Origin of the sequence: Paenibacillus kobensis NBRC 15729, from assembly GCF_004000825.1 — a bacterium.
Classification (GTDB): domain Bacteria; phylum Bacillota; class Bacilli; order Paenibacillales; family Paenibacillaceae; genus Paenibacillus_T; species Paenibacillus_T kobensis.
Genome location: NZ_BILZ01000001.1, coordinates 121,910 through 139,732, shown reverse-complemented (window position 1 = coordinate 139,732; position 17,823 = coordinate 121,910). Strand labels below are relative to the sequence as shown.

Here is a 17,823-nt window from a genome sequence, read left to right as displayed (position 1 = left end):
CTGTACTGATATCATGATAACAATCCACTATAAACTGGAAGGTGAAAAGATCTAAACGATTTCTAAACAAAGAAAAACCATGCCACCGGTAATACAACGGGAGCATGGTTTCGCTTGTTCCAATACGTATGCTTCTACCCCTTTGCTTCTACCCTCTGTCCATTACAGGTTTAGCCGATAGCCAGCACCCCAGACAGTTTCAATCATTCTTGGTTTCGAGGGATCTTCCTCGATTTTCTCCCGAATGCGGTTGATGTGAACAGTCACCGTGGCGCTGTCTCCGCCATAATCATATCCCCAAATCTTTTCAAAAAGATGGTCTTTGGAGAAAACGATGTTCGGGTTCGTGGCAAGGAACTTCAACAGCTCAAACTCCCGGTTTGGAAATTTGATTTCCTGTCCGTCACGATATACCTTCCAGCTCCGGGTCATAATTCTCAGGTTGCCAATATGGATTGCGCTTTCTTCCGAATTTCGAGAGGATGCATGAGTAAGACGGTCATAACGACTCAAATGAGACTTGACCCTGGCCACCAATTCCGCAGGGTCGAAAGGCTTTGCAATATAGTCATCCGCTCCTAAGCCAAGCCCGCGGATTTTATCAATGGATTCCGTTTTGGCCGTCACCATGAGAATCGGAATATCAATCTGATTACGAATTTCACGACAAATATCATAGCCGCTGCTTCCGGGAAGCATAAGGTCTAAAATAATAAGGTCATAGCTTCCCTCTAAGATGGTTTTCACTACCTTGCTGCCGTCTGCCACAATTTCTATTTCAAAGCCGTTAATTTCCAGGTAATCCCTTTCCAGACTGGCGATTTCGGCATCGTCTTCGGCAATCAATATTTTCGTCATGTTCTTCCGCCTTTCACCGAGGGCAAAGTGATCGTAAATTTCAACCCCTGATCGTTCTCGACGACAACAGTTCCGCCCTGCGCCTCAATAATGTATTTCACGATATACAGCCCAAGACCGGTTCCATCGCTGTTTTTGGTGTTTCTTGATTCATCTCCGCGATAAAACTGCTCAAACAAGTGAGGCAGCTTCTCCGGTGATACGCCGTTTCCGTTATCTGCAAAGCGAAGAACTACATTTTCATTTGCCTGTGTAACCGTAAGAGAGAGCTTTAACGATTCTGCACCTGCATATCGCAGTGCGTTCTCAACGAGATTAGCTAGCACCTGTCTCATTTGCTCTGTGTCGATCCGTACCCAATGACTGCCGTCGGATTTCTCAAACATGATTGAAGCATTCTTCTGCTTCAAATCATCCTGAATATCCAAAGCATATTTCTCAGCGAACTTGCCCATGTCTGTATCTATCGGAAAGAAAGGCAGATTACCTGTTTCCAGCTTCGAGAAGTAGAATAATCGTTGCAGCAGCACGTCCATATCGCAGGCCTTATTGTATGCTATCGATAGATATTCTTTTTGCTTTTCTTGTGTGTTTGCGATTCCGTCCTGCAAGCCCTTTATATACCCTTTGACAGAGGTGAGTGGTGTTCTCAAATCGTGAGAAATGCCGGAGATCATATCTGTACGAGCTTTTTCGTATGTGGAGTTTTTACCCTGTTCGTTTCTGAGATGAGCCTGCATCTGATTGAAGGAAGTGCATACGGATTCAAATTCATCTTCTCCCGCATAGACAATGGGGGTTGAGAGATCGCCTTCTTCGATGCGCTTAGCACTTTCGGTCAACTTATTGATCGGCGTCATGATGCGCCTGACGAGTCGCGTGGTAAACAACTGACTGATAAACAAAAGGACAGCAATAGCTGCAAGTCCCACAAGCAGGAAGGTAATCAGGAAACTGTCAAACCGGCTCCGGTCTGCACCAAACCATTGGGTATGAATGCTGCTCGTAGTTGCACTCACAAGATAGGCTTCATCTCCGATAGAAATGAGTGTTCCAATCGCCGTCACGCCATCCTCATAAAACACGCTTGTCTGATCGGCGCTCAATTGGAGCTTTTGCAGATAGGATGCAATTTTGGGGTACTTCACATTGGAGTAAACTAATGTATTACCCTGTTCCACATAAAGTTGATAATCATAGTCTGCCAGAGCGGCACTAAGCGCAGTCCAATCGGGAACGGCGCCTTGTTGTTGCTCCAAAACAGACTTAACCCTGAAGATGTTACCGTCAAGTTGAGTGTTTTTATTGAACTCCACCTGGTTCGCCCAAATCGTTCCACCGCCTATTGCAAGCAACACCAACAAAGTTGACAGCACCATCAGAGTATTAGAAATAAATAGTCGTTTTCCCACTTTCATCGCGGCACCTCAAAAGAATTGCATGAAAAGTCATTTCAACGATTCCCATAGAAAAAATTAGTTTCTTAAGTTAGATAATAATCGTAAATTATAAACTGAAAAGTAGGATTTTCTAAACATATGCTAAACATTCTGCTAACCGAGAGACGGTTACCAAACGCCTCAACGCTGCGGTTAATCAGATTCTCGCCGGGTAGACATTGCAGCCATTGCATTTAAGGCGTTCTCAAAATAGCTAAATACTTCATCTGCAATTCCCAGAAACTCTTCAACAAGTACATTACTATCTAAGTAACAAGCATACAGATAATCAACTAAGGCGGAGTCAATCTCACAATAGTTTAATATGGCATTCTTCATCTTAATAATGTCATCTTGCCATACACCTGTATCTTCTAAAACCAAAGAGTATAATGCACGAATTAATCTCTTAGAGTACCCTTTAATATATCTAGTTTTCATTGTGTTATGACTAGCATTAGAAAGTAAACGATGTATACGATCTACTTCCTCCTTGGTCTCTGTATTTAAGGCTATAATGAACTCTGGAGAAATGATTATGGGTGGTACTTTTTCACCAGCGTCATGACCATATACGCAAACACAAATTATCTTAACCCAAAAACCCCACTCATTTGATTTACTTAATACATCGTCAATCGAGCAAATTATCGTATCAATCTTAGTCACTACCGGATATTCTTCCAAAAGCCTATCTTTAATATTTGTCAATCTTTCGTAATCAATATCTTTGGGATTTACACATACAATAGTAAAGTCTGCATCTGACTTAAAAGGTATAGCAGTTCCTTTTGGAATCGAGCCACACATATAAATGCTATGAATCTTACCTTTAAATTCAGTAAGTATATTATTTATATACTTATCAACAAAATCCTTATATTCACTTTGTATTACAATTCTATTTATAACTTTTTCTAATATCATATAGACTTCTCCTAAATTAAGAACTTCTTTCGGCTTACGTTCTGTTATTCACGAGCCCGAGAGGCTATTTCTCCGATAACCGTCTTATTTACGAATTTCAATAATAATTCCATATTAAGCAAATTGACGACCTTCGTAAATACATAACATTAGGCTTAGAGAACTTAGGTTACACTGAGTTATCCATAAAATAAAAAATCCGCTCAAATGGCGGATTCTCATGGATATATGTTCTTGTCCTCTTACAAATTGTCGGAGGAGTTTTACTCTTGTCGATTGACATTGATTCTAATTTACGGCTTTCAGCTCATTGATTTTTCATTTTATCCAGCGTTTCCAGGTATAGGACTTGAAGAAATTTCTTGATATTGACTTTGCGCTTTTCCTGTGGGCATTTCTCGTCGATTTCTCGCATCTTGAGACGCACGTCTTCGAAGTCGAAATAAAGCGGCGCGTAACGCTCGAACTTCGGGTGACTGTAATCCGTGAGCCCGATGCTCGCCAAGTTGGATAAAGCGGCGATGACGGTCCGTCGAACGCGCTGCTCGAGCGCTTTCCCTTCCTTCTCAATATCGCCGCCTTCTGGCTTGCTCGTCCGGGCTCCGACCTCGTATAACGCTTTCAGTGGTGGAAAGCCCACGCCCTGATGCCGCCCAATCAGCCATGACATCATCTCAATGATGTCATGGCTTCCGCTCTCCCCGATGATGCCCATATCCATTAAGATCATACGCATGATTTCTTTGGCATCGTGCTTCTTTCGCGTGCCCGCGGGCTCCGAGCTCAAGTCATCTAGCTTCGCGATCGACTGTTTGATTTCCTTCAGATAACGGGCCATTCGCCACTGCTCGCTTACTTTACCAAGCACGGCTTTGACTTCCACCCGATTAATCGGCTTCTGGATATAAAATTCAATTCCCGCTTGATACGCTTTGCTGATCATTTCTTTATTCTCGACCTGTGAGATCATGACATACTTGCCCTCGTACCCTTCCTGTTTCAGCCGCGTGATCGTTTTAATTCCGTCCTGGTCCGGCATCAATAGATCAATGAGCACGACATCGGGGTTCTCGTCCAGTACAAGCAGCTTCCCTTCAACGCCGCCCGACGCCATTCCGAGCACCTCGCCGACGCCGCTTTTCTCGATAATCGTCTGCAGCATACGCCTGCTTACCGCATCGTCGTCGACAATACAGAACGATAGCATTGCGCCTACACTCCCTTCTTCAACTTAACGGTCGGAAAAGCCGCGGCAAACGTGGTATCCCGCCCTGGTTCGATCAGGAGGAGTCTGCCGGTGAACGAGCCGACGATATCGCGAACATGCGAGAGGCCGATGCCGGTCGCAGCGACGCCTTCCTGATTGAATTTGGTCGTAAACCCGGGCTCGAACACCATATCCTTATCTTGTTCGTCGATCCCCGTCCCCGTATCGCTGACGATAAACAAGGTTTCTCCTTCTCGTTCGCGTACGTGGATGCGTATTGTTCCAAGCCGCTCGATCGCTTCGACCGAGTTGGCCGCCAAATTGTTAAGCACGGTAATAAGCGGTATGTAGTGGGCGGTCAGGTAATCGATGCCGACGTCCTTCTCGATCAGTACCTCTTTCTTCAGCATCCGGCTGTATTCGCCGTTCGACTTAACCACAAGTTCCACGATCTCCGCTAAGGTCATTTCCGAGGCGCTCTCCAGGTCGACCAGCTTCATCAGTCCAGCCAGGATTCGCTGCGAATCCTTCTTCACCTCGTGAATCTGCTGGGTAATCTCGAGAACGGACCGGCTGTAGTCGTTCAGCCCTTCTTTGCTCAGAAGACCGTACAGATCGTGGCTCTTCGCGGTAATCTGTTCGATTACATCCATCGATTTGCGCAAATAGAAGACCTCGCCATAGAGCCCGCTGCCGACATTGATCATTTGTTCGATCCGTTTTTGCTGTTCGGCGTGAACGCTTCGCATTTGGTGCACGGCAATGCTGCTGTAGATGCCCGTCGTAAAATAGCTGCGCACCACGGCGATGACCGAAATCAGCATCCACTGATTGGTTTGAAAATGCGGCAGTCCGAAAGCGACGCTGCGCATCAGCAGCTCCGCTTCATTGGAGACAACGTCGATCAGCGACACGCACGCGCCGAGAATAAGCGGATTCAATTGATGCAATCTGCGTTGAATGAGGGCCATTCCGGCCCCGAAGACGATGTAATAGAGCATTGCGGAGAAGTGCGTCTTCACGCTGTCGAGAAGATAGAACGTGCCGGCCGAGGCGGCTCCGTCAAAAGATACCCGAAACAGCAGCACCGCCGCGCCTGTGGCGATCCCTGTCCGCCAATAATGCAGATGGCTCATCAACAGAAGCAGGAACAGAAAGGCGCTACTGCCAAGACCGATGCGAAAAACCTCGCCGATGAACGGGTTGATCTTGAATTCCCCGGCAACCGCTACGACGATGGAGACGACGGTTATTTGCATGCTTTCGGATTTGGACCACTTTTGTATGACTATAGGAATGACTCCCATCGGGATCTAAAGTCCGAGGATGCTTAGCCCCATTTATTCTCCAGGCGCCTAGCCGCAAGCGACAGCGCGTAATTGACCGCGAAATACAAGACGGCCACAAGCGCAAGAATCGGAAGGGTATAATTGAAATTTTGCGCGATGACGATCTTCGAATTGTGCATCAGCTCAGGCAGGGATATGACGATGGCTAGCGACGTGTCCTTGAGCAAGGAGATGAATTGGCTCACGATCGGCGGCACCATGCGCCTCAGTCCCTGCGGGAGCACGATATGCCAAACCGTCTGCGTATAAGTGAGACCCGACGAACGGGCGGCTTCCACCTGGCCTCTCGGGATGGAGCTTAGTCCGCTGCGCACGATTTCCGAGATCATGGCGGCTTCGAATACCGCCAGACCGACGATGGCCGAGCTCATGACCCCCAGCTTGAGACCGACGTCCGGCATCGCGAAATAGGTGAAAAACAAGATCAACAGCAGCGGTAAATTGCGGATAAACTCGACGATCACTCCGAGGATGCGGGATACGACCGGAATTCTCATATAACGCAGCGTTCCGGTGATGCTGCCCAGCACGAAACTCAACACGATCGCGACGAAAGCAACCCAGAGCGTGATGCCGAAGCCTTTCATGACGAAGATGAGATTATGGTAAGAGAAAGCGCCAGCGATGTCCATCCGCCGATCCTCCTAATCGTTATTAGCGAATCTTGCGTTTCACGGTGTTCCTGTTGCATAACGGCATTTCTATCCGTTCTTGGCCAACCTTCGTTCGAGCTGCAGCGCCGCAAAGCTTAAAGGAAGGGTCAGAACGAGATACAGCGCCGCGACGAAAATATAGGTGTCAAAGGTGGCGTACGTCTTGCTGGCCACCTGATCGCCATAATACATCAAGTCGAATCCGGCGAAGACGCCGAGAATCGACGAGTTTTTCACGAGGTTTATGAATTGGTTGCTGAGCGGCGGAATGACGATTTTAATCGCCTGTGGAAGCACGACATGCCGCATCGTCTGCATGTACGTCAATCCCGACGCTCTGGCCGCCTCCGTCTGTCCGGACGGAATGCTCATGATGCCCGCCCGAATTGCTTCGGCAACGAAGGAGGCGGTATATACCATAAGTCCGACCGTGCCGCAGACGAATCCGCTTAACGTCACTCCGAGCGAAGGCAACCCGTAATAAAACACAAAAACGACCAGCAGCAGCGGTATATTCCGAACGAACTCGACGTAAGCCGTCCCGATCCACCGCAAAGGCTTGACGGACGAAATACGGAATACGGCGATGATCGTCCCAAGAGCGAAGCTGCCGAGTAAAGCAATGACGCTCGCCCAGATCGTGTTGCTAAACCCTTTCATATAGATTCCGAAATAGTCCATAAAAATCGATATGTCCGGCATGCTGACCCCTCCCGCTATTCCCGATATGCAGAAGATGGGTGGCGCTTGGCCACCCATCCATTGTTCGTAGATCACTATTCCCCTTTGCCGATCCATTTCTCGTAAATCTTGTCGTATTCGCCGCTGTCGTGCAGCTTCTTCAATCCTTCGTTGACGCTGTTCAGAAGATCGGTTGCGCCTTTCTTGATCGCGATGCCGTACGGCTCGTCGGTGAACGGCTCTCCGACAACCTCGTAGTTCGGGTCCTGAACGGCCATGCCGTACAAAATCGCGTTGTCGGTCGTCAGCGTGTCGCCCTGACCGGCTTTGAGCGCGTTAAACGCGTCCTGGTAGTTATCAAACTCTAGGATGGTCGCGTCCGGCACCTTCGCCTTGATGTTGTCGACCGAGGTCGAGCCTTTCACGGCCAATACTTTCGTGCCTTTCTTGATGTCATTAATACTCTTGATCGGACTACCTTTCTTCACCAGAAGGGACTGGCCCGCCTTGAAGTACACGTCGGAGAAATCGACTTCTTTCTTGCGCTCCTCCGTAATCGTCATCGTGGCGACGATCATATCGATATCATTGTTGTTCAACATCGGAATGCGCGTTTTGGATGTGACTTCCTTAAGCTCGATCTTGGTGTCGTCGCCGAGAATCTCCTTGGCGAGTGCCTTGGCGATGTCGACGTCGAAGCCTTCGACGTTGCCGCTTGCCGGATCCTTCAGGCCGAACAACTTCGTGTCGTACTTGACGCCAACGACGAGTTTCCCTCTGCTCTTGATGCCGCTCAGCGCCGAACCGGCTTTGGACGGTGAATCTCCGTTCGCGTCGTTGCCTTCCCCTCCTTCTTTGCTGCTGCATCCAGTCAATAATGCCGTGGCAAGAAACGCAAGTACAATGCCAAGCGTCATCCAACTTCTTTTCTTCATAACTTAAAACCCCTCTCCGTTATGGAATTGCATGATTTTGGCAACATGTTCCGATCGCGCGCAAAGCCGTTAATGGCGCAGAACGCGATTAAGAAACAAACGCGCCCTTTCTTCCCGAGGCTGCTCGAAGAATTCTTCCGGCGGAGAGATTTCGACAATTTGCCCTTTGTCCATAAAGACGACGCGGTTCGCCACTTCCCGCGCGAAACCCATCTCGTGCGTTACGACGACCATCGTCATCCCTTCATGCGCCAAGGTCTTCATGACGTCCAGCACTTCACCTACCATTTCCGGATCAAGTGCGGAGGTCGGCTCATCGAAGAGCATGATCTTCGGCTTCATGGCCAGCGCCCTGGCGATGGCTACGCGCTGTTGTTGTCCGCCGGACAGCTGCGAAGGAAACGAGCCAGCCTTGTCCGCGATGCCGACTTTCTCTAAATACATCCTGGCCGTATCCACCGCCTGCGGCTTCTGCACACCGAGCGCCTTCATTGGAGCGAGCGTAATATTGTCGATCACTTTCATATGGGGATAGAGATTGAAGTGCTGGAACACCATGCCGATTTCCCGCCGCAGCTTGTTGATGTCGGCTTTCTTATCGGTGACGTCGACTTCGTTGACGGTCAGACGGCCGCTCGTAATAGCCTCCAACCGGTTGATGCAGCGGAGGAGGGTACTTTTCCCCGATCCGGAAGGCCCGACCACAACGACGACTTCACCCTGCGCGATTCGAAGACCGATGCCTTTAAGCACATGAAAATCGCCATAATGCTTCTCCACTTGCTGAAATTCAATCAACGCAATCCCCCCTTTCCGTTGCCCTGCACCTCTCTGATGGACAAGATGTGTTAGGTTAGGTTAGATAACATACGTTGTAGACAACTATATTGAAAACTTACGCAATCCTAACGAATCCGACATTAAGTTCATGATTTTTTTTACAAACGAGTGCTCAGTACTCTGGCGATATTGGTTACGAGCGCAGAAGGGTCTGCAACTGTAGCTTCTTCGGATCAAGCATATGCGGAAGGGAATCTCACTGTGGCTTCGTGCTGAAGGCAATTCTAATGTGCATGCAACAGAGCAGACGAATGATTCTGAAGAAGCGTAGCTGGATAAGCGTTTTAGTGGCGGGCGCACTCGCGATTTTCTGGTTGCTTGTCGTCAACGAAGAGACTTCAAGGTGGGAGCTGTTTGACGCTTACTTCTAAATGATGGATTAATGTATCAGGTGAGCTATAAGATAAGAGGTTGTCGCTAAAGAGTTTCCTCAAAAGCTTAGTGGTTCTAGAAACCGAAATGAAAAATATCCGTGCAGGGAGTGGGCCCTCTGCACGGATATGATGAATAGGCAAAATGTTCTTGTGGGGTTTTTGGGGAAATAGATCCCGAATTGGGTTAATTCATTCATCTGTCAAAACGATCTATTCTTTAACACGGAATTTTGTGATCAAATCATCTTTAATTTTATTAGCTTTATCCTTGTAATGTGAATTATCCTTTTCAGAGGGATCATTACCGTCAATACCGAACTCATGCCACTCTCACCCTAATAAGTGAATAGATTTACAAATGTGAACCTCCACTGGCATCAATCAATTGCCCGGTTACCCAACGGCTGTCGGAAGAAGCTAGAAAAACAGCTATATCAGCAACATCCTCTGGTTGCCCCCATCTTCCAAAGATAGAAAAATCAGCACCATATTTTTGTGAGGCAGGATCTTGCAGCATTGTGGCATTCATATCCGTGGCAACGAATCCTGGTAGTATGGCATTAATCGTAATTCCACGTGAGCCGAGTTGGTTGGACAAAGCGAGTGTTAGTGTGTTGATTGCCCCCTTGGTCATACTGTATGCAGGAATAGCGGGCAACGAAATTCTTGTTATAGAGGACGACAAGTTAATAATTCGACCTTCATCTCGTAAACGTGGCAAAGCTTGTTGAGTCAGGAAAAATGGCATTTTTACATTTATTTTCATGATTTCTTCATACGCCTCTTCCGTAGTATCCTCAATTGGGGCTACGAGGGCGATCCCTGCGTTGTTCACTAGTATATCGAAGTGAGTATCACCAGTACGCTCTTTCAACAATTCATCCAATGATCTATAAAGCGTCTGTATGCTTTCTAAAGAACCAAGTTTCGTACCAATCGTGAATGCAGTCCCTCCATTCTGCTCAATATCTTGTACTACGTCTTCTGCAGCTGCTCGATTCGTGCCATAATGAACAGCTACTAATGCTCCTTCTTGCGCTAAACGCGTCGCGATGGCACGTCCAATCCCCCGGCTTGCGCCTGTAACCAAAGCAATTTTACCGTTTAATCTATTCATAATTTTAATCTCCTCCTTTGTTAAATGCGGTACACGATAGTTATAACACAAGGTGAATTTTGAAATGTTGCACTCAAATTCATTGAACCCAAAATACGGACCAATAAAGGAATTATCATCCCATGGAGGGGAGCCAATGTGATCGGGCGGAATAGCAAACCGAACTGCCTTCGGCCAGCACCGTCGCAGACGGCGCATTCTCTCGCGTGTGCTTTCGTACTCGTCTCAAAACCGCGGCTAACAATATTATGTTCTTGTCCCTATTCGGCAAACGATATAAGTTCTTGTCAAATGGCGGCACCACTTCTTTCCCCGCTATGTCGGATGACAAGAGCGGAATAATAAGCAGTTACCTCAATTTTGGTCTAGCCGCCTCCAGTCATTACTGCGTAGAAACAGAGCAAATCAACTTGAAACGCCCTTCCATTGCCGTATGGCATGGAAGGGCGTTTCATTTCGTCTTTATCGGGATCTCCTCTTCCGGCGATGGAACACGAACCATCCTGCAACACCTAACCCAATCGCCAACAACGCGCTGAGCAAGATAATATACGACAGGTGAACTAGTCTTTCACTCAATGTGAGTAACCTCCTTACACCAACTGTTGCCTATAGGATGAATCTATAGAGCAAAATTATACGGCCAGATCGCGCAAGATCAAATAATTCTTGCAACTACTAAACAACAAATCTAATTACCTTGTAATTTCAATGGTAATTGATTTCCGTTATGCAGCGGTGAGAGTCGCCAACTGCAATCGGGTGGATTACGAAAATCGCTAACCTTCGCACAGCTCTTCTGCCAGTGACAGAGTTATTCTTTGAACGCCTCCTTGATTCAATTACTAATCATGTATTTCGGCTAACGCTATAAGTTCTTGTCATTGACTTTGGACAAGAACTTATAGCGTTAAAACAAAAAATGCCGCAACTATGCGGCATTCAATCGATTGTGGTTCTTGACGTAGATCACTAACCCAATGCTATTTCCTTAAAACTCGATTTATACAATAAACCAATAGTAAGAATAACGAATATATTATGATCGTATAAATGGCATTAGTCGTGTTCGTATGTAACTGATCGCCCAGTAAAGTAAATGTCATCATTGTAGGAACTTTGCCCAAGACTGTCGCTAGTGTGAAAGTAATGAATTTGATTTGGCTTATTGCTGAATATATATTTACAACCTGAGCCGGAATAATGGGAATGAGACGAGCGAATAACACTGCCCAAAACGCATTGGCTTCGAACATAGTGGTAAAACGATCAACTTTGTGATTTCGCGTAATCACTCTTCTTGCCGACCCGAATAATGCGTTACGGAATATGATAAACATGATCAGAGCGGCACAAGTTGATGCCAGGATATTGATAACGCCACCAGTAAGATAACCAAACTTCGCCCCAAGAGCTCCAGCAATTAACCCATATGGAACAACAGGGAACAATGCAAGGAACGTTGCAATTAAAAAAATCACCACAATATTAGTGGAGTCTCTTAGTTGAATCCAATTCATTAACTGCTCTTTATTCATAAGAATAAACAAAATAGCTATCCCATAAATGATGATTGGCAACCACTTCTTCACGTCTTCCTCCTTAGATGTCCCTATGCCTAACAAAGCAGCCCATGTAAGAATGAGCTGCTCATTTCCTGTATCTTTAAACAAACGAATGACATCGTAACTTTACTTTGCAGACAGTTCGCTTTCTGTCACCCATTTATGGTTTTTAACCGGAGCTCCCCCCGTTGTCGGCGTGTAATCTATCACGTAAGCGATTGTATGTTGAGCCGTATCAATCGTTGCTTTAGCGCCATTCATGCCCTCCATATGGTCAGCCATTAGAGTCACTTCATAGCCTGTGGCAAAGGGGGTACTACCCGCATCCATAATTTCCTCATGAACAACCCACTTATGATTTGTAACTTTCTCCCCACCAGTTGTCGGAACGTACGAAACGGTATAAACCGTAGTATCATATGCTCCAACGATGGTTGCAATCGCATCTTTCATGCCAGGCATATGATCGTCGAGTATGACTGCCTGACTCCCAACTTTATATTTTGGATTATCTGCTTCTTTAAGACCAGCTGGAAGCTTATCTGAAGATGAATGTTCCATGTCCATTCCTGAATGGTTCATATTTCCTTGTTGATTATGGTTTGCAGCTTGGCCTTGATCCGAACTATTTCCGCTGCCGCAAGCACTTAAAGCAATAGCCAGAATCACAGTGGTGCTAAATAAAGCTATCTTCTTTCTCATTTCATTAACCCCTTCCAAAGGTGATGATTTACCTCTGAATTCATTCTAATAAGAGGTTGTGTAGATCTTGTGAGAAAGATCACTATTTAGGCAATCGAAACTCAACCAATGTACCTTTGCTTGGTTGACTGCGAATGTCGATTGTGCCACCATGTGCTACAATTAGCTTTTTTACAATCGTTAATCCAATTCCACTACCCCCGGACTTCCGGTCACGGGACTTGTCCGTACGGTAAAAGCGTTCAAAAACAAATGCGAGTTCTTTTTCATGAATTCCGATTCCGCTATCTGATACTGAAATGAATACCGACTGTCCTTGCTCCGTTACCGCTACTCTAACTTCTCCGCCCTTCGGTGTGAATTTCAAGGAATTACTGAGTAAATTGACCATGATCTGGCCAAATCTCAGCTTATCTAATGGTACATGAACGATTCCGTCTATTTGGAAATGAAGCCGAACTCCTTTTTTTTCATATGCTGCTTTACTTGCTTCAATATGGTGATTCACGATGAAATTAATGTTCTCCTCTTTAATATTAAGTTTAAAGTCCGGAGACTCCACTTCGGTCAATTGTTCCAAATCGCCAACTAAAAATCGAAGCCGTTCAATCTCTTCATAGCAAGACTCCAACCGCTTCGGCGTTGGCTCCCAAATCCCCTCGATCATCGCTTCCATATGGCTTTTAAGCGTTGTAAGCGGCGTTCTTAATTCATGAGCTACATCGGCGGTCATGGTTTTACGCAACTGTTCCTGAAGCAGCAACTGCTCGGCTAAATCGTTCAGGGAATGACCAAGGTCAGCCAATTCATCTTTGCCGCTTACTTCCATACGGGAAGAAAGTTCACCTTTTGCCATCCGTTCAGCAACACTTCTCATCTGAATAAGTGGTGCTGTTATCCGCTTTGCCACAAAGAGACTTATAACGACCGCAAGAACAATTCCAAGTATTGCTGTCCATAGAACCGATTGAAGTAGAGCTTGTTCGAAATGCGTATCAAATGCTGGTGATGGAGACACATTCATATCTTGAGATTGATGCTTATACATGGATAGGTGGTAATGGGTCTCAATGATAAACGTAATCGTAGATATGAGGAGGACCCCTGAAGCAATGCCAATAAATGCAATGGCAATTCGAGCGTATAACCCCTTCATGCGGAGTCACCGCCAGCAAAGCGATAACCCACAGCAAAAACGGTAATCACATACTGAGGATTTTTAGAATCAGACTCTATCTTATATCTAAGGTTTTTGACATGTTGATCAATTGCGCGCGCATCCCCTTCAAAATCAAATCCAAGCACTTTTTCAACAAGCTCTTCCCGCGAAAAAGTTCTGCCTGGGTGTCGGGCAAATGTGTGCAACAATTTATATTCATTTGGTGTAAGTGCAACGGGCCTGCCGGCTTTTATAACCTCATGTTTTAAAGGATTGAGAGTTAGATCCCCATTATTAAAAAAAATGGTTTCAGCAAGTAAGGTGTCGTCATGTGCTCTGCGTAAATTTGCCTTTACTCTTGCTATTAACTCACGCGTGCTAAACGGTTTTAATACATAATCATCTGCTCCGAGAGATAGTCCTTGCACACGATCGTCCTCCGTTACTTTGGCGGTTAACATGATAATCGGTATCGTAGAGAACTGCCGAATCGACTTGCACACATCCTCTCCCGACAAATCTGGAAGCATGAGATCCAGAATAACAAGATCAATATTGCCGCCGCGCACCAAATCAAGAGCTTTATTTCCCGTATCCGCTTCAATCGTTTGAAATCCATCATTTTGTAAATAGGACACAACGACCTCGCGAATCTTTTCTTCGTCGTCCACCATAAGAATGGTCTTCATAAAAACCCCCGGTTAATATTAACTGGCTACCGCATTGCGTAATACTTTACTTCTTTTAATCGTTCCTCTTCCATCTCCACATACAATTGCTTGAAGTTTGTAAGTTCAATTTTAGCATTTTCCCCCATTATCGTCCCGAGGAGTGCAAGCTGCTCAGGTTTAAAAATGGTCCCTCCGACCTCAAAGCCAAGACTTCCACAATATATAATACCCCCTCGGGGTATTTCAAGAAGAAAATTCGCATTTCCTTTAGCTACATAAGTTCTACATAGTTATCGATTAAAATGATCGAGTAGATCGTTAGAGGAGGAATGGAAGAGAGTGAAAAAACGAAAAACGATTTCCGTTTGGACGTTTAACAATTCGGTTCCAGGACCAGAAATTCGTGTAAAACAAGGAAATACGGTCAAAATTAAGTTAAGAAATGAGCTCTCGGAGCCAATCTCCATTCACTGGCACGGTGTTCCGGTCCCAAATGCGATGGACGGAATTCCCGGAGTAACGCAGAATGCGGTTCAGCCTGGCCAGACATTCACATATGAATTCAAAGCAGATGTCCCAGGCACTTACTGGTACCATTCTCATCAGGACAGTGTAAACCAGTTAGACCGCGGTCTCTATGGAACATTCATCGTAGAAGCGCAAGACGAAATCAAAGCAGATCGTGATTATTCCTTGGTTTTAGATGAATGGATCAGCAACGGAATGGTTATGTCCGGAATGGACCATGGCGGAATGGACATGGGTGATGATATGAGTATGTATGATTTGTTCACGATAAACGGAAAGTCTGGTTCGCTAGTGGACAAACTTGCCGTGAAACAAGGTGAGAAAGTCCGCATCCGTCTTATAAATGCAGGGTATCTGTCGCATCAGATTCACCTTCATGGTCATGAATTCAAGATAATAGCAACTGACGGTCAGCCAATTAACAATCCTGCCGTGTTGAAAGATAATATCATCACGATTGCTCCAGGTGAACGCTACGATATTGAATTTGAAGCAAATAATCCTGGACAATGGTTGCTTGAAGATCACTTGCAGAATAAAGCTTCGTCTGGCATGAGAGCGACCATTGTATACGAGGGCTCTGAGGTCGGAACCGATAAATCGAATTATACAGAGAAACTCCCTGCTGTAGATCTAACTCGTTATGGAGAAGCCGGTAAGGCTGCTTTTACTTTGGATCAAAAGTACGATGTCGAATATTCGATGGACTTAAATACTGAAACGATAAATAATAAAACCGTCTATACGATCAACGGAAAAACATTTCCAGATACAGGATCGCTTCAAGTAAAAAAAGGAGATATGGTCAAAGTCCAACTTATCAATAATTCCAAAACGGAAGACCATCCGATGCATCTTCACGGCCACTTTTTTCAGGTACTCAGCAAAAATGGCTCCCAGCTCAAAGGATCACCGCTTATGAAAGATACTTTGAATCTGAAGCCAGGAGATGAATATGTGGTTGCTTTCGAAGCGAATAATGAGGGAAACTGGATGTTCCACTGTCACGATCTCCATCATGCCTCTGCAGGAATGGTGACTGAACTAAGTTATTCGGATTATAAAACCGATTTCATTGCAGACCCGAACGCCGGAAATATGCCAGAATAATAACGTATCAGTAAAGGGAGCGGAATAATCCGCTCCCCTTCTCATGGCGTTACAACATAACGATCTTACACCGGCAGCTTTGTTACGTTGCTATTCAACCTATTGATTCCCGTCCCGTTAGCACGATTCGCTAATACTCCCTGCCCTGCTTCCTAACAGGGATGTTTACTCTTGAGGGAAAGCGCTCATGTCCATATAGGCAATTTCCCACAGATGTCCGTCCAAATCCTCGATGCTTCTCACGTACATAAAGCCATGGTCCGCCGGTTCCTTGTACTGTTTCCCCCCCGCAGCTAGCGCCTTGTCCGCCAGTTCGTCCGCTTGGGCTCTGCTGTTAGCGGAGAGCGCGATAATCCCAGTAGCGGCGCTAACAGCATCAGCTATTGGTTTGTTGACGAATGTCTGGAAGTACGACTCAGTCAGTAGCTGAACACACGTGTTGTCATTGATCACTAGGCATGCCGAATTTTCATCAGAGAACTGGGGGTTGAACTCAAAGCCGATACTGCTGAAAAATTCCTTTGTCCGGTTCAAGTCTCTCACTGGCAGGTTTACGAACGTGTGAGTTGATTGATACGCCATTTTGGCCACCTCATCCTATATTATTTATAATCCGTTTAGAGTTTTTTTCCAAGCGCTCAATCTCTATACTAAATTACTTGGAGACCGAACTATTGGCTCCTGTCTTACGAATACCTTTGAGCGCATCACGCTTCAGGAATAAGAGGAGGAGCACTACGATCAAGATCGCGAATGGAACCATGGCATCCCCCACAAGGCCTGCGGTGAGGTTCGTCACGGTCGCACCGATCAAGATAGCGATCATGACAATGATCGATGCTACTGCTGCCTTACGGCTGCGATAGCCGGCGATAAGAACCAGCCCTGCCAGCGCTTCGAAAACGCCGACGATGTAGATCAACGCGGCTGGCGTACCCAGAATGTCGGTGAATAACTCCTTGATTTGGTCGCTACTCGAGAATATCTTCGATGCTCCTGCAAACAGAAAGTCTAACGCAACTAAACCTTGCAAAATGCGTACTATCCATTTCATTAGTCAAACACTCCTTTAACTACCATTTGTTTTTTTGTCTGAAATAGTTTGCCGTTTAATTTCGTCGGCGTCATTAGTATCATTCATAAATTCGATATGGAAAAACCCCCAACCGCACATGTCGGTCAAAATGGAACTTAGTGTTCTTCCATGATCGGACAACGAATATTCGACTTTTAGAGGGATCGTCTGGAACACTTGCCGATCGATCAGTTCGTCTTTCTCCATTTCACGGAGCTGATTGGTAAGCATGCCTTGTGTAATCTCAGGAAGCTTGCGTCTCAATTCACCGAAACGTTTGGTTCCCTCTTTCATCAAAATAAATAGTATCAACGGTTTCCATTTTCCACCTATAACTTGCAATGTGGTCACTATTCCCTGTGTCCGATACGATTGATTTCTATCCGAATCCAAGAGTTCAACTCCTTACTACGCAAATTACGAATCTCTTACCCCTACTTTACCAAATTATACCGAATCTCATAAGTGCTATTTTTTTACGTACTTAGTATGGTAAAACGTACTACTCCATAATGTATCAACACATAACCGTACTTCTTCCACGGCTAACGATATACGTTCTTGTCCCTATTCGGCAAACGATATACGTTCTTGTCAACCTACAACAATCTAACCTAATCCAAAAAAGCCCGC

The 17,823-nt window shown here is 45.7% G+C and carries 18 protein-coding genes and 1 pseudogene; 2 read left to right on the top strand and 17 right to left on the bottom strand.

Going from position 1 to position 17,823, the window contains the following annotated elements; genetic code table 11:
* Positions 1 to 162: 162 nt before the first annotated feature.
* From PKO01S_RS00675 to PKO01S_RS00635, 9 genes are all read right to left on the bottom strand, one after another.
* A complete protein-coding gene (locus PKO01S_RS00675) occupies positions 163 to 858 on the bottom strand; it encodes a response regulator transcription factor (RefSeq protein ID WP_127529351.1) in 696 nt (231 codons plus the stop codon).
* The gene (locus tag PKO01S_RS00670; protein ID WP_127529350.1) at positions 855 to 2,276 is read right to left on the bottom strand and encodes a sensor histidine kinase; all 1,422 of its coding nucleotides are present in this window, start codon (positions 2,274 to 2,276) and stop codon (positions 855 to 857) included. The genes PKO01S_RS00675 and PKO01S_RS00670 overlap by 4 nt, the downstream gene beginning before the upstream one ends.
* A gap of 174 nt (positions 2,277 to 2,450) precedes the next feature.
* Positions 2,451 to 3,224, bottom strand: a complete 774-nt coding sequence (locus PKO01S_RS00665; protein WP_127529349.1) for a nucleotidyltransferase domain-containing protein — start codon at positions 3,222 to 3,224, stop codon at positions 2,451 to 2,453.
* A 307-nt stretch (positions 3,225 to 3,531) separates the two neighbouring features.
* A complete protein-coding gene (locus tag PKO01S_RS00660; RefSeq protein WP_127529348.1) occupies positions 3,532 to 4,431 on the bottom strand; it encodes a response regulator in 900 nt (299 codons plus the stop codon).
* A gap of 5 nt (positions 4,432 to 4,436) precedes the next feature.
* Complete coding sequence (locus PKO01S_RS00655; RefSeq protein WP_127529347.1) at positions 4,437 to 5,738, bottom strand: ATP-binding protein; 1,302 nt, start codon at positions 5,736 to 5,738, stop codon at positions 4,437 to 4,439.
* Positions 5,739 to 5,761: 23 nt separating this feature from the next.
* Positions 5,762 to 6,412 (bottom strand): amino acid ABC transporter permease, encoded by a 651-nt coding sequence (locus tag PKO01S_RS00650; protein ID WP_127529346.1) that lies wholly within the window; start codon positions 6,410 to 6,412, stop codon positions 5,762 to 5,764.
* Between the two features lie 69 nt (positions 6,413 to 6,481).
* Positions 6,482 to 7,135 carry an amino acid ABC transporter permease gene (locus PKO01S_RS00645; RefSeq protein ID WP_127529345.1) on the bottom strand — a complete coding sequence of 218 codons (654 nt, stop codon included), beginning with the start codon at positions 7,133 to 7,135 and terminating at the stop codon, positions 6,482 to 6,484.
* Positions 7,136 to 7,209: 74 nt separating this feature from the next.
* Positions 7,210 to 8,049, bottom strand: coding sequence for a glutamate ABC transporter substrate-binding protein (locus PKO01S_RS00640; protein ID WP_127529344.1), 840 nt, complete (start codon positions 8,047 to 8,049; stop codon positions 7,210 to 7,212).
* 69 nt (positions 8,050 to 8,118) lie between these two features.
* A complete protein-coding gene (locus PKO01S_RS00635; protein WP_127529343.1) occupies positions 8,119 to 8,847 on the bottom strand; it encodes an amino acid ABC transporter ATP-binding protein in 729 nt (242 codons plus the stop codon).
* 269 nt (positions 8,848 to 9,116) lie between these two features.
* On the opposite strand from PKO01S_RS00635, the gene PKO01S_RS28620 reads away from it, so the two are divergent.
* Positions 9,117 to 9,260, top strand: a complete 144-nt coding sequence (locus PKO01S_RS28620) for a hypothetical protein (protein WP_164779404.1) — start codon at positions 9,117 to 9,119, stop codon at positions 9,258 to 9,260.
* Positions 9,261 to 9,615: 355 nt separating this feature from the next.
* Here the strand turns inward: PKO01S_RS28620 and PKO01S_RS00630 are convergent, their stop codons facing one another.
* From PKO01S_RS00630 to PKO01S_RS00610, 5 genes are all read right to left on the bottom strand, one after another.
* Positions 9,616 to 10,380 carry an SDR family oxidoreductase gene (locus tag PKO01S_RS00630; protein WP_127529342.1) on the bottom strand — a complete coding sequence of 255 codons (765 nt, stop codon included), beginning with the start codon at positions 10,378 to 10,380 and terminating at the stop codon, positions 9,616 to 9,618.
* 983 nt (positions 10,381 to 11,363) lie between these two features.
* A complete protein-coding gene (locus PKO01S_RS00625; protein ID WP_127529341.1) occupies positions 11,364 to 11,972 on the bottom strand; it encodes a TVP38/TMEM64 family protein in 609 nt (202 codons plus the stop codon).
* A gap of 99 nt (positions 11,973 to 12,071) precedes the next feature.
* On the bottom strand, positions 12,072 to 12,647 hold the full coding sequence (locus tag PKO01S_RS00620; RefSeq protein ID WP_127529340.1) for a YdhK family protein: 576 nt from the start codon (positions 12,645 to 12,647) through the stop codon (positions 12,072 to 12,074).
* An 82-nt stretch (positions 12,648 to 12,729) separates the two neighbouring features.
* Entirely contained in the window at positions 12,730 to 13,803 is a 1,074-nt protein-coding gene (locus tag PKO01S_RS00615) for a sensor histidine kinase (protein WP_127529339.1), read from the bottom strand.
* Complete coding sequence (locus PKO01S_RS00610; RefSeq protein WP_127529338.1) at positions 13,800 to 14,495, bottom strand: response regulator transcription factor; 696 nt, start codon at positions 14,493 to 14,495, stop codon at positions 13,800 to 13,802. Before PKO01S_RS00610 ends, PKO01S_RS00615 begins: the two co-directional genes overlap by 4 nt.
* Positions 14,496 to 14,798: 303 nt before the next feature.
* Here PKO01S_RS00610 and PKO01S_RS00605 point away from each other — a divergent pair.
* Positions 14,799 to 16,115, top strand: a pseudogene (locus PKO01S_RS00605) (multicopper oxidase family protein); the annotation flags it as partial.
* Positions 16,116 to 16,280: 165 nt separating this feature from the next.
* Here PKO01S_RS00605 and PKO01S_RS00600 read toward each other — a convergent pair.
* From PKO01S_RS00600 to PKO01S_RS00590, 3 genes are all read right to left on the bottom strand, one after another.
* On the bottom strand, positions 16,281 to 16,697 hold the full coding sequence (locus PKO01S_RS00600; RefSeq protein ID WP_127529336.1) for a VOC family protein: 417 nt from the start codon (positions 16,695 to 16,697) through the stop codon (positions 16,281 to 16,283).
* A gap of 73 nt (positions 16,698 to 16,770) precedes the next feature.
* Entirely contained in the window at positions 16,771 to 17,169 is a 399-nt protein-coding gene (locus PKO01S_RS00595) for a DoxX family protein (protein ID WP_127529335.1), read from the bottom strand.
* A 15-nt stretch (positions 17,170 to 17,184) separates the two neighbouring features.
* A complete protein-coding gene (locus PKO01S_RS00590; protein ID WP_127529334.1) occupies positions 17,185 to 17,583 on the bottom strand; it encodes a winged helix-turn-helix transcriptional regulator in 399 nt (132 codons plus the stop codon).
* Positions 17,584 to 17,823: the final 240 nt, after the last annotated feature.

Coding starts and splice junctions, on each gene's coding strand:
- PKO01S_RS00675 (WP_127529351.1), bottom strand. CDS start 858: ATGACGAAAATATTGATTGCCGAAGACGATGCCGAAATCGCCAGTCTG.
- PKO01S_RS00670 (WP_127529350.1), bottom strand. CDS start 2,276: ATGAAAGTGGGAAAACGACTATTTATTTCTAATACTCTGATGGTGCTG.
- PKO01S_RS00665 (WP_127529349.1), bottom strand. CDS start 3,224: ATGATATTAGAAAAAGTTATAAATAGAATTGTAATACAAAGTGAATAT.
- PKO01S_RS00660 (WP_127529348.1), bottom strand. CDS start 4,431: ATGCTATCGTTCTGTATTGTCGACGACGATGCGGTAAGCAGGCGTATG.
- PKO01S_RS00655 (WP_127529347.1), bottom strand. CDS start 5,738: ATGGGAGTCATTCCTATAGTCATACAAAAGTGGTCCAAATCCGAAAGC.
- PKO01S_RS00650 (WP_127529346.1), bottom strand. CDS start 6,412: ATGGACATCGCTGGCGCTTTCTCTTACCATAATCTCATCTTCGTCATG.
- PKO01S_RS00645 (WP_127529345.1), bottom strand. CDS start 7,135: ATGCCGGACATATCGATTTTTATGGACTATTTCGGAATCTATATGAAA.
- PKO01S_RS00640 (WP_127529344.1), bottom strand. CDS start 8,049: ATGAAGAAAAGAAGTTGGATGACGCTTGGCATTGTACTTGCGTTTCTT.
- PKO01S_RS28620 (WP_164779404.1), top strand. CDS start 9,117: ATGTGCATGCAACAGAGCAGACGAATGATTCTGAAGAAGCGTAGCTGG.
- PKO01S_RS00630 (WP_127529342.1), bottom strand. CDS start 10,380: ATGAATAGATTAAACGGTAAAATTGCTTTGGTTACAGGCGCAAGCCGG.
- PKO01S_RS00620 (WP_127529340.1), bottom strand. CDS start 12,647: ATGAGAAAGAAGATAGCTTTATTTAGCACCACTGTGATTCTGGCTATT.
- PKO01S_RS00615 (WP_127529339.1), bottom strand. CDS start 13,803: ATGAAGGGGTTATACGCTCGAATTGCCATTGCATTTATTGGCATTGCT.
- PKO01S_RS00610 (WP_127529338.1), bottom strand. CDS start 14,495: ATGAAGACCATTCTTATGGTGGACGACGAAGAAAAGATTCGCGAGGTC.
- PKO01S_RS00600 (WP_127529336.1), bottom strand. CDS start 16,697: ATGGCGTATCAATCAACTCACACGTTCGTAAACCTGCCAGTGAGAGAC.
- PKO01S_RS00595 (WP_127529335.1), bottom strand. CDS start 17,169: ATGAAATGGATAGTACGCATTTTGCAAGGTTTAGTTGCGTTAGACTTT.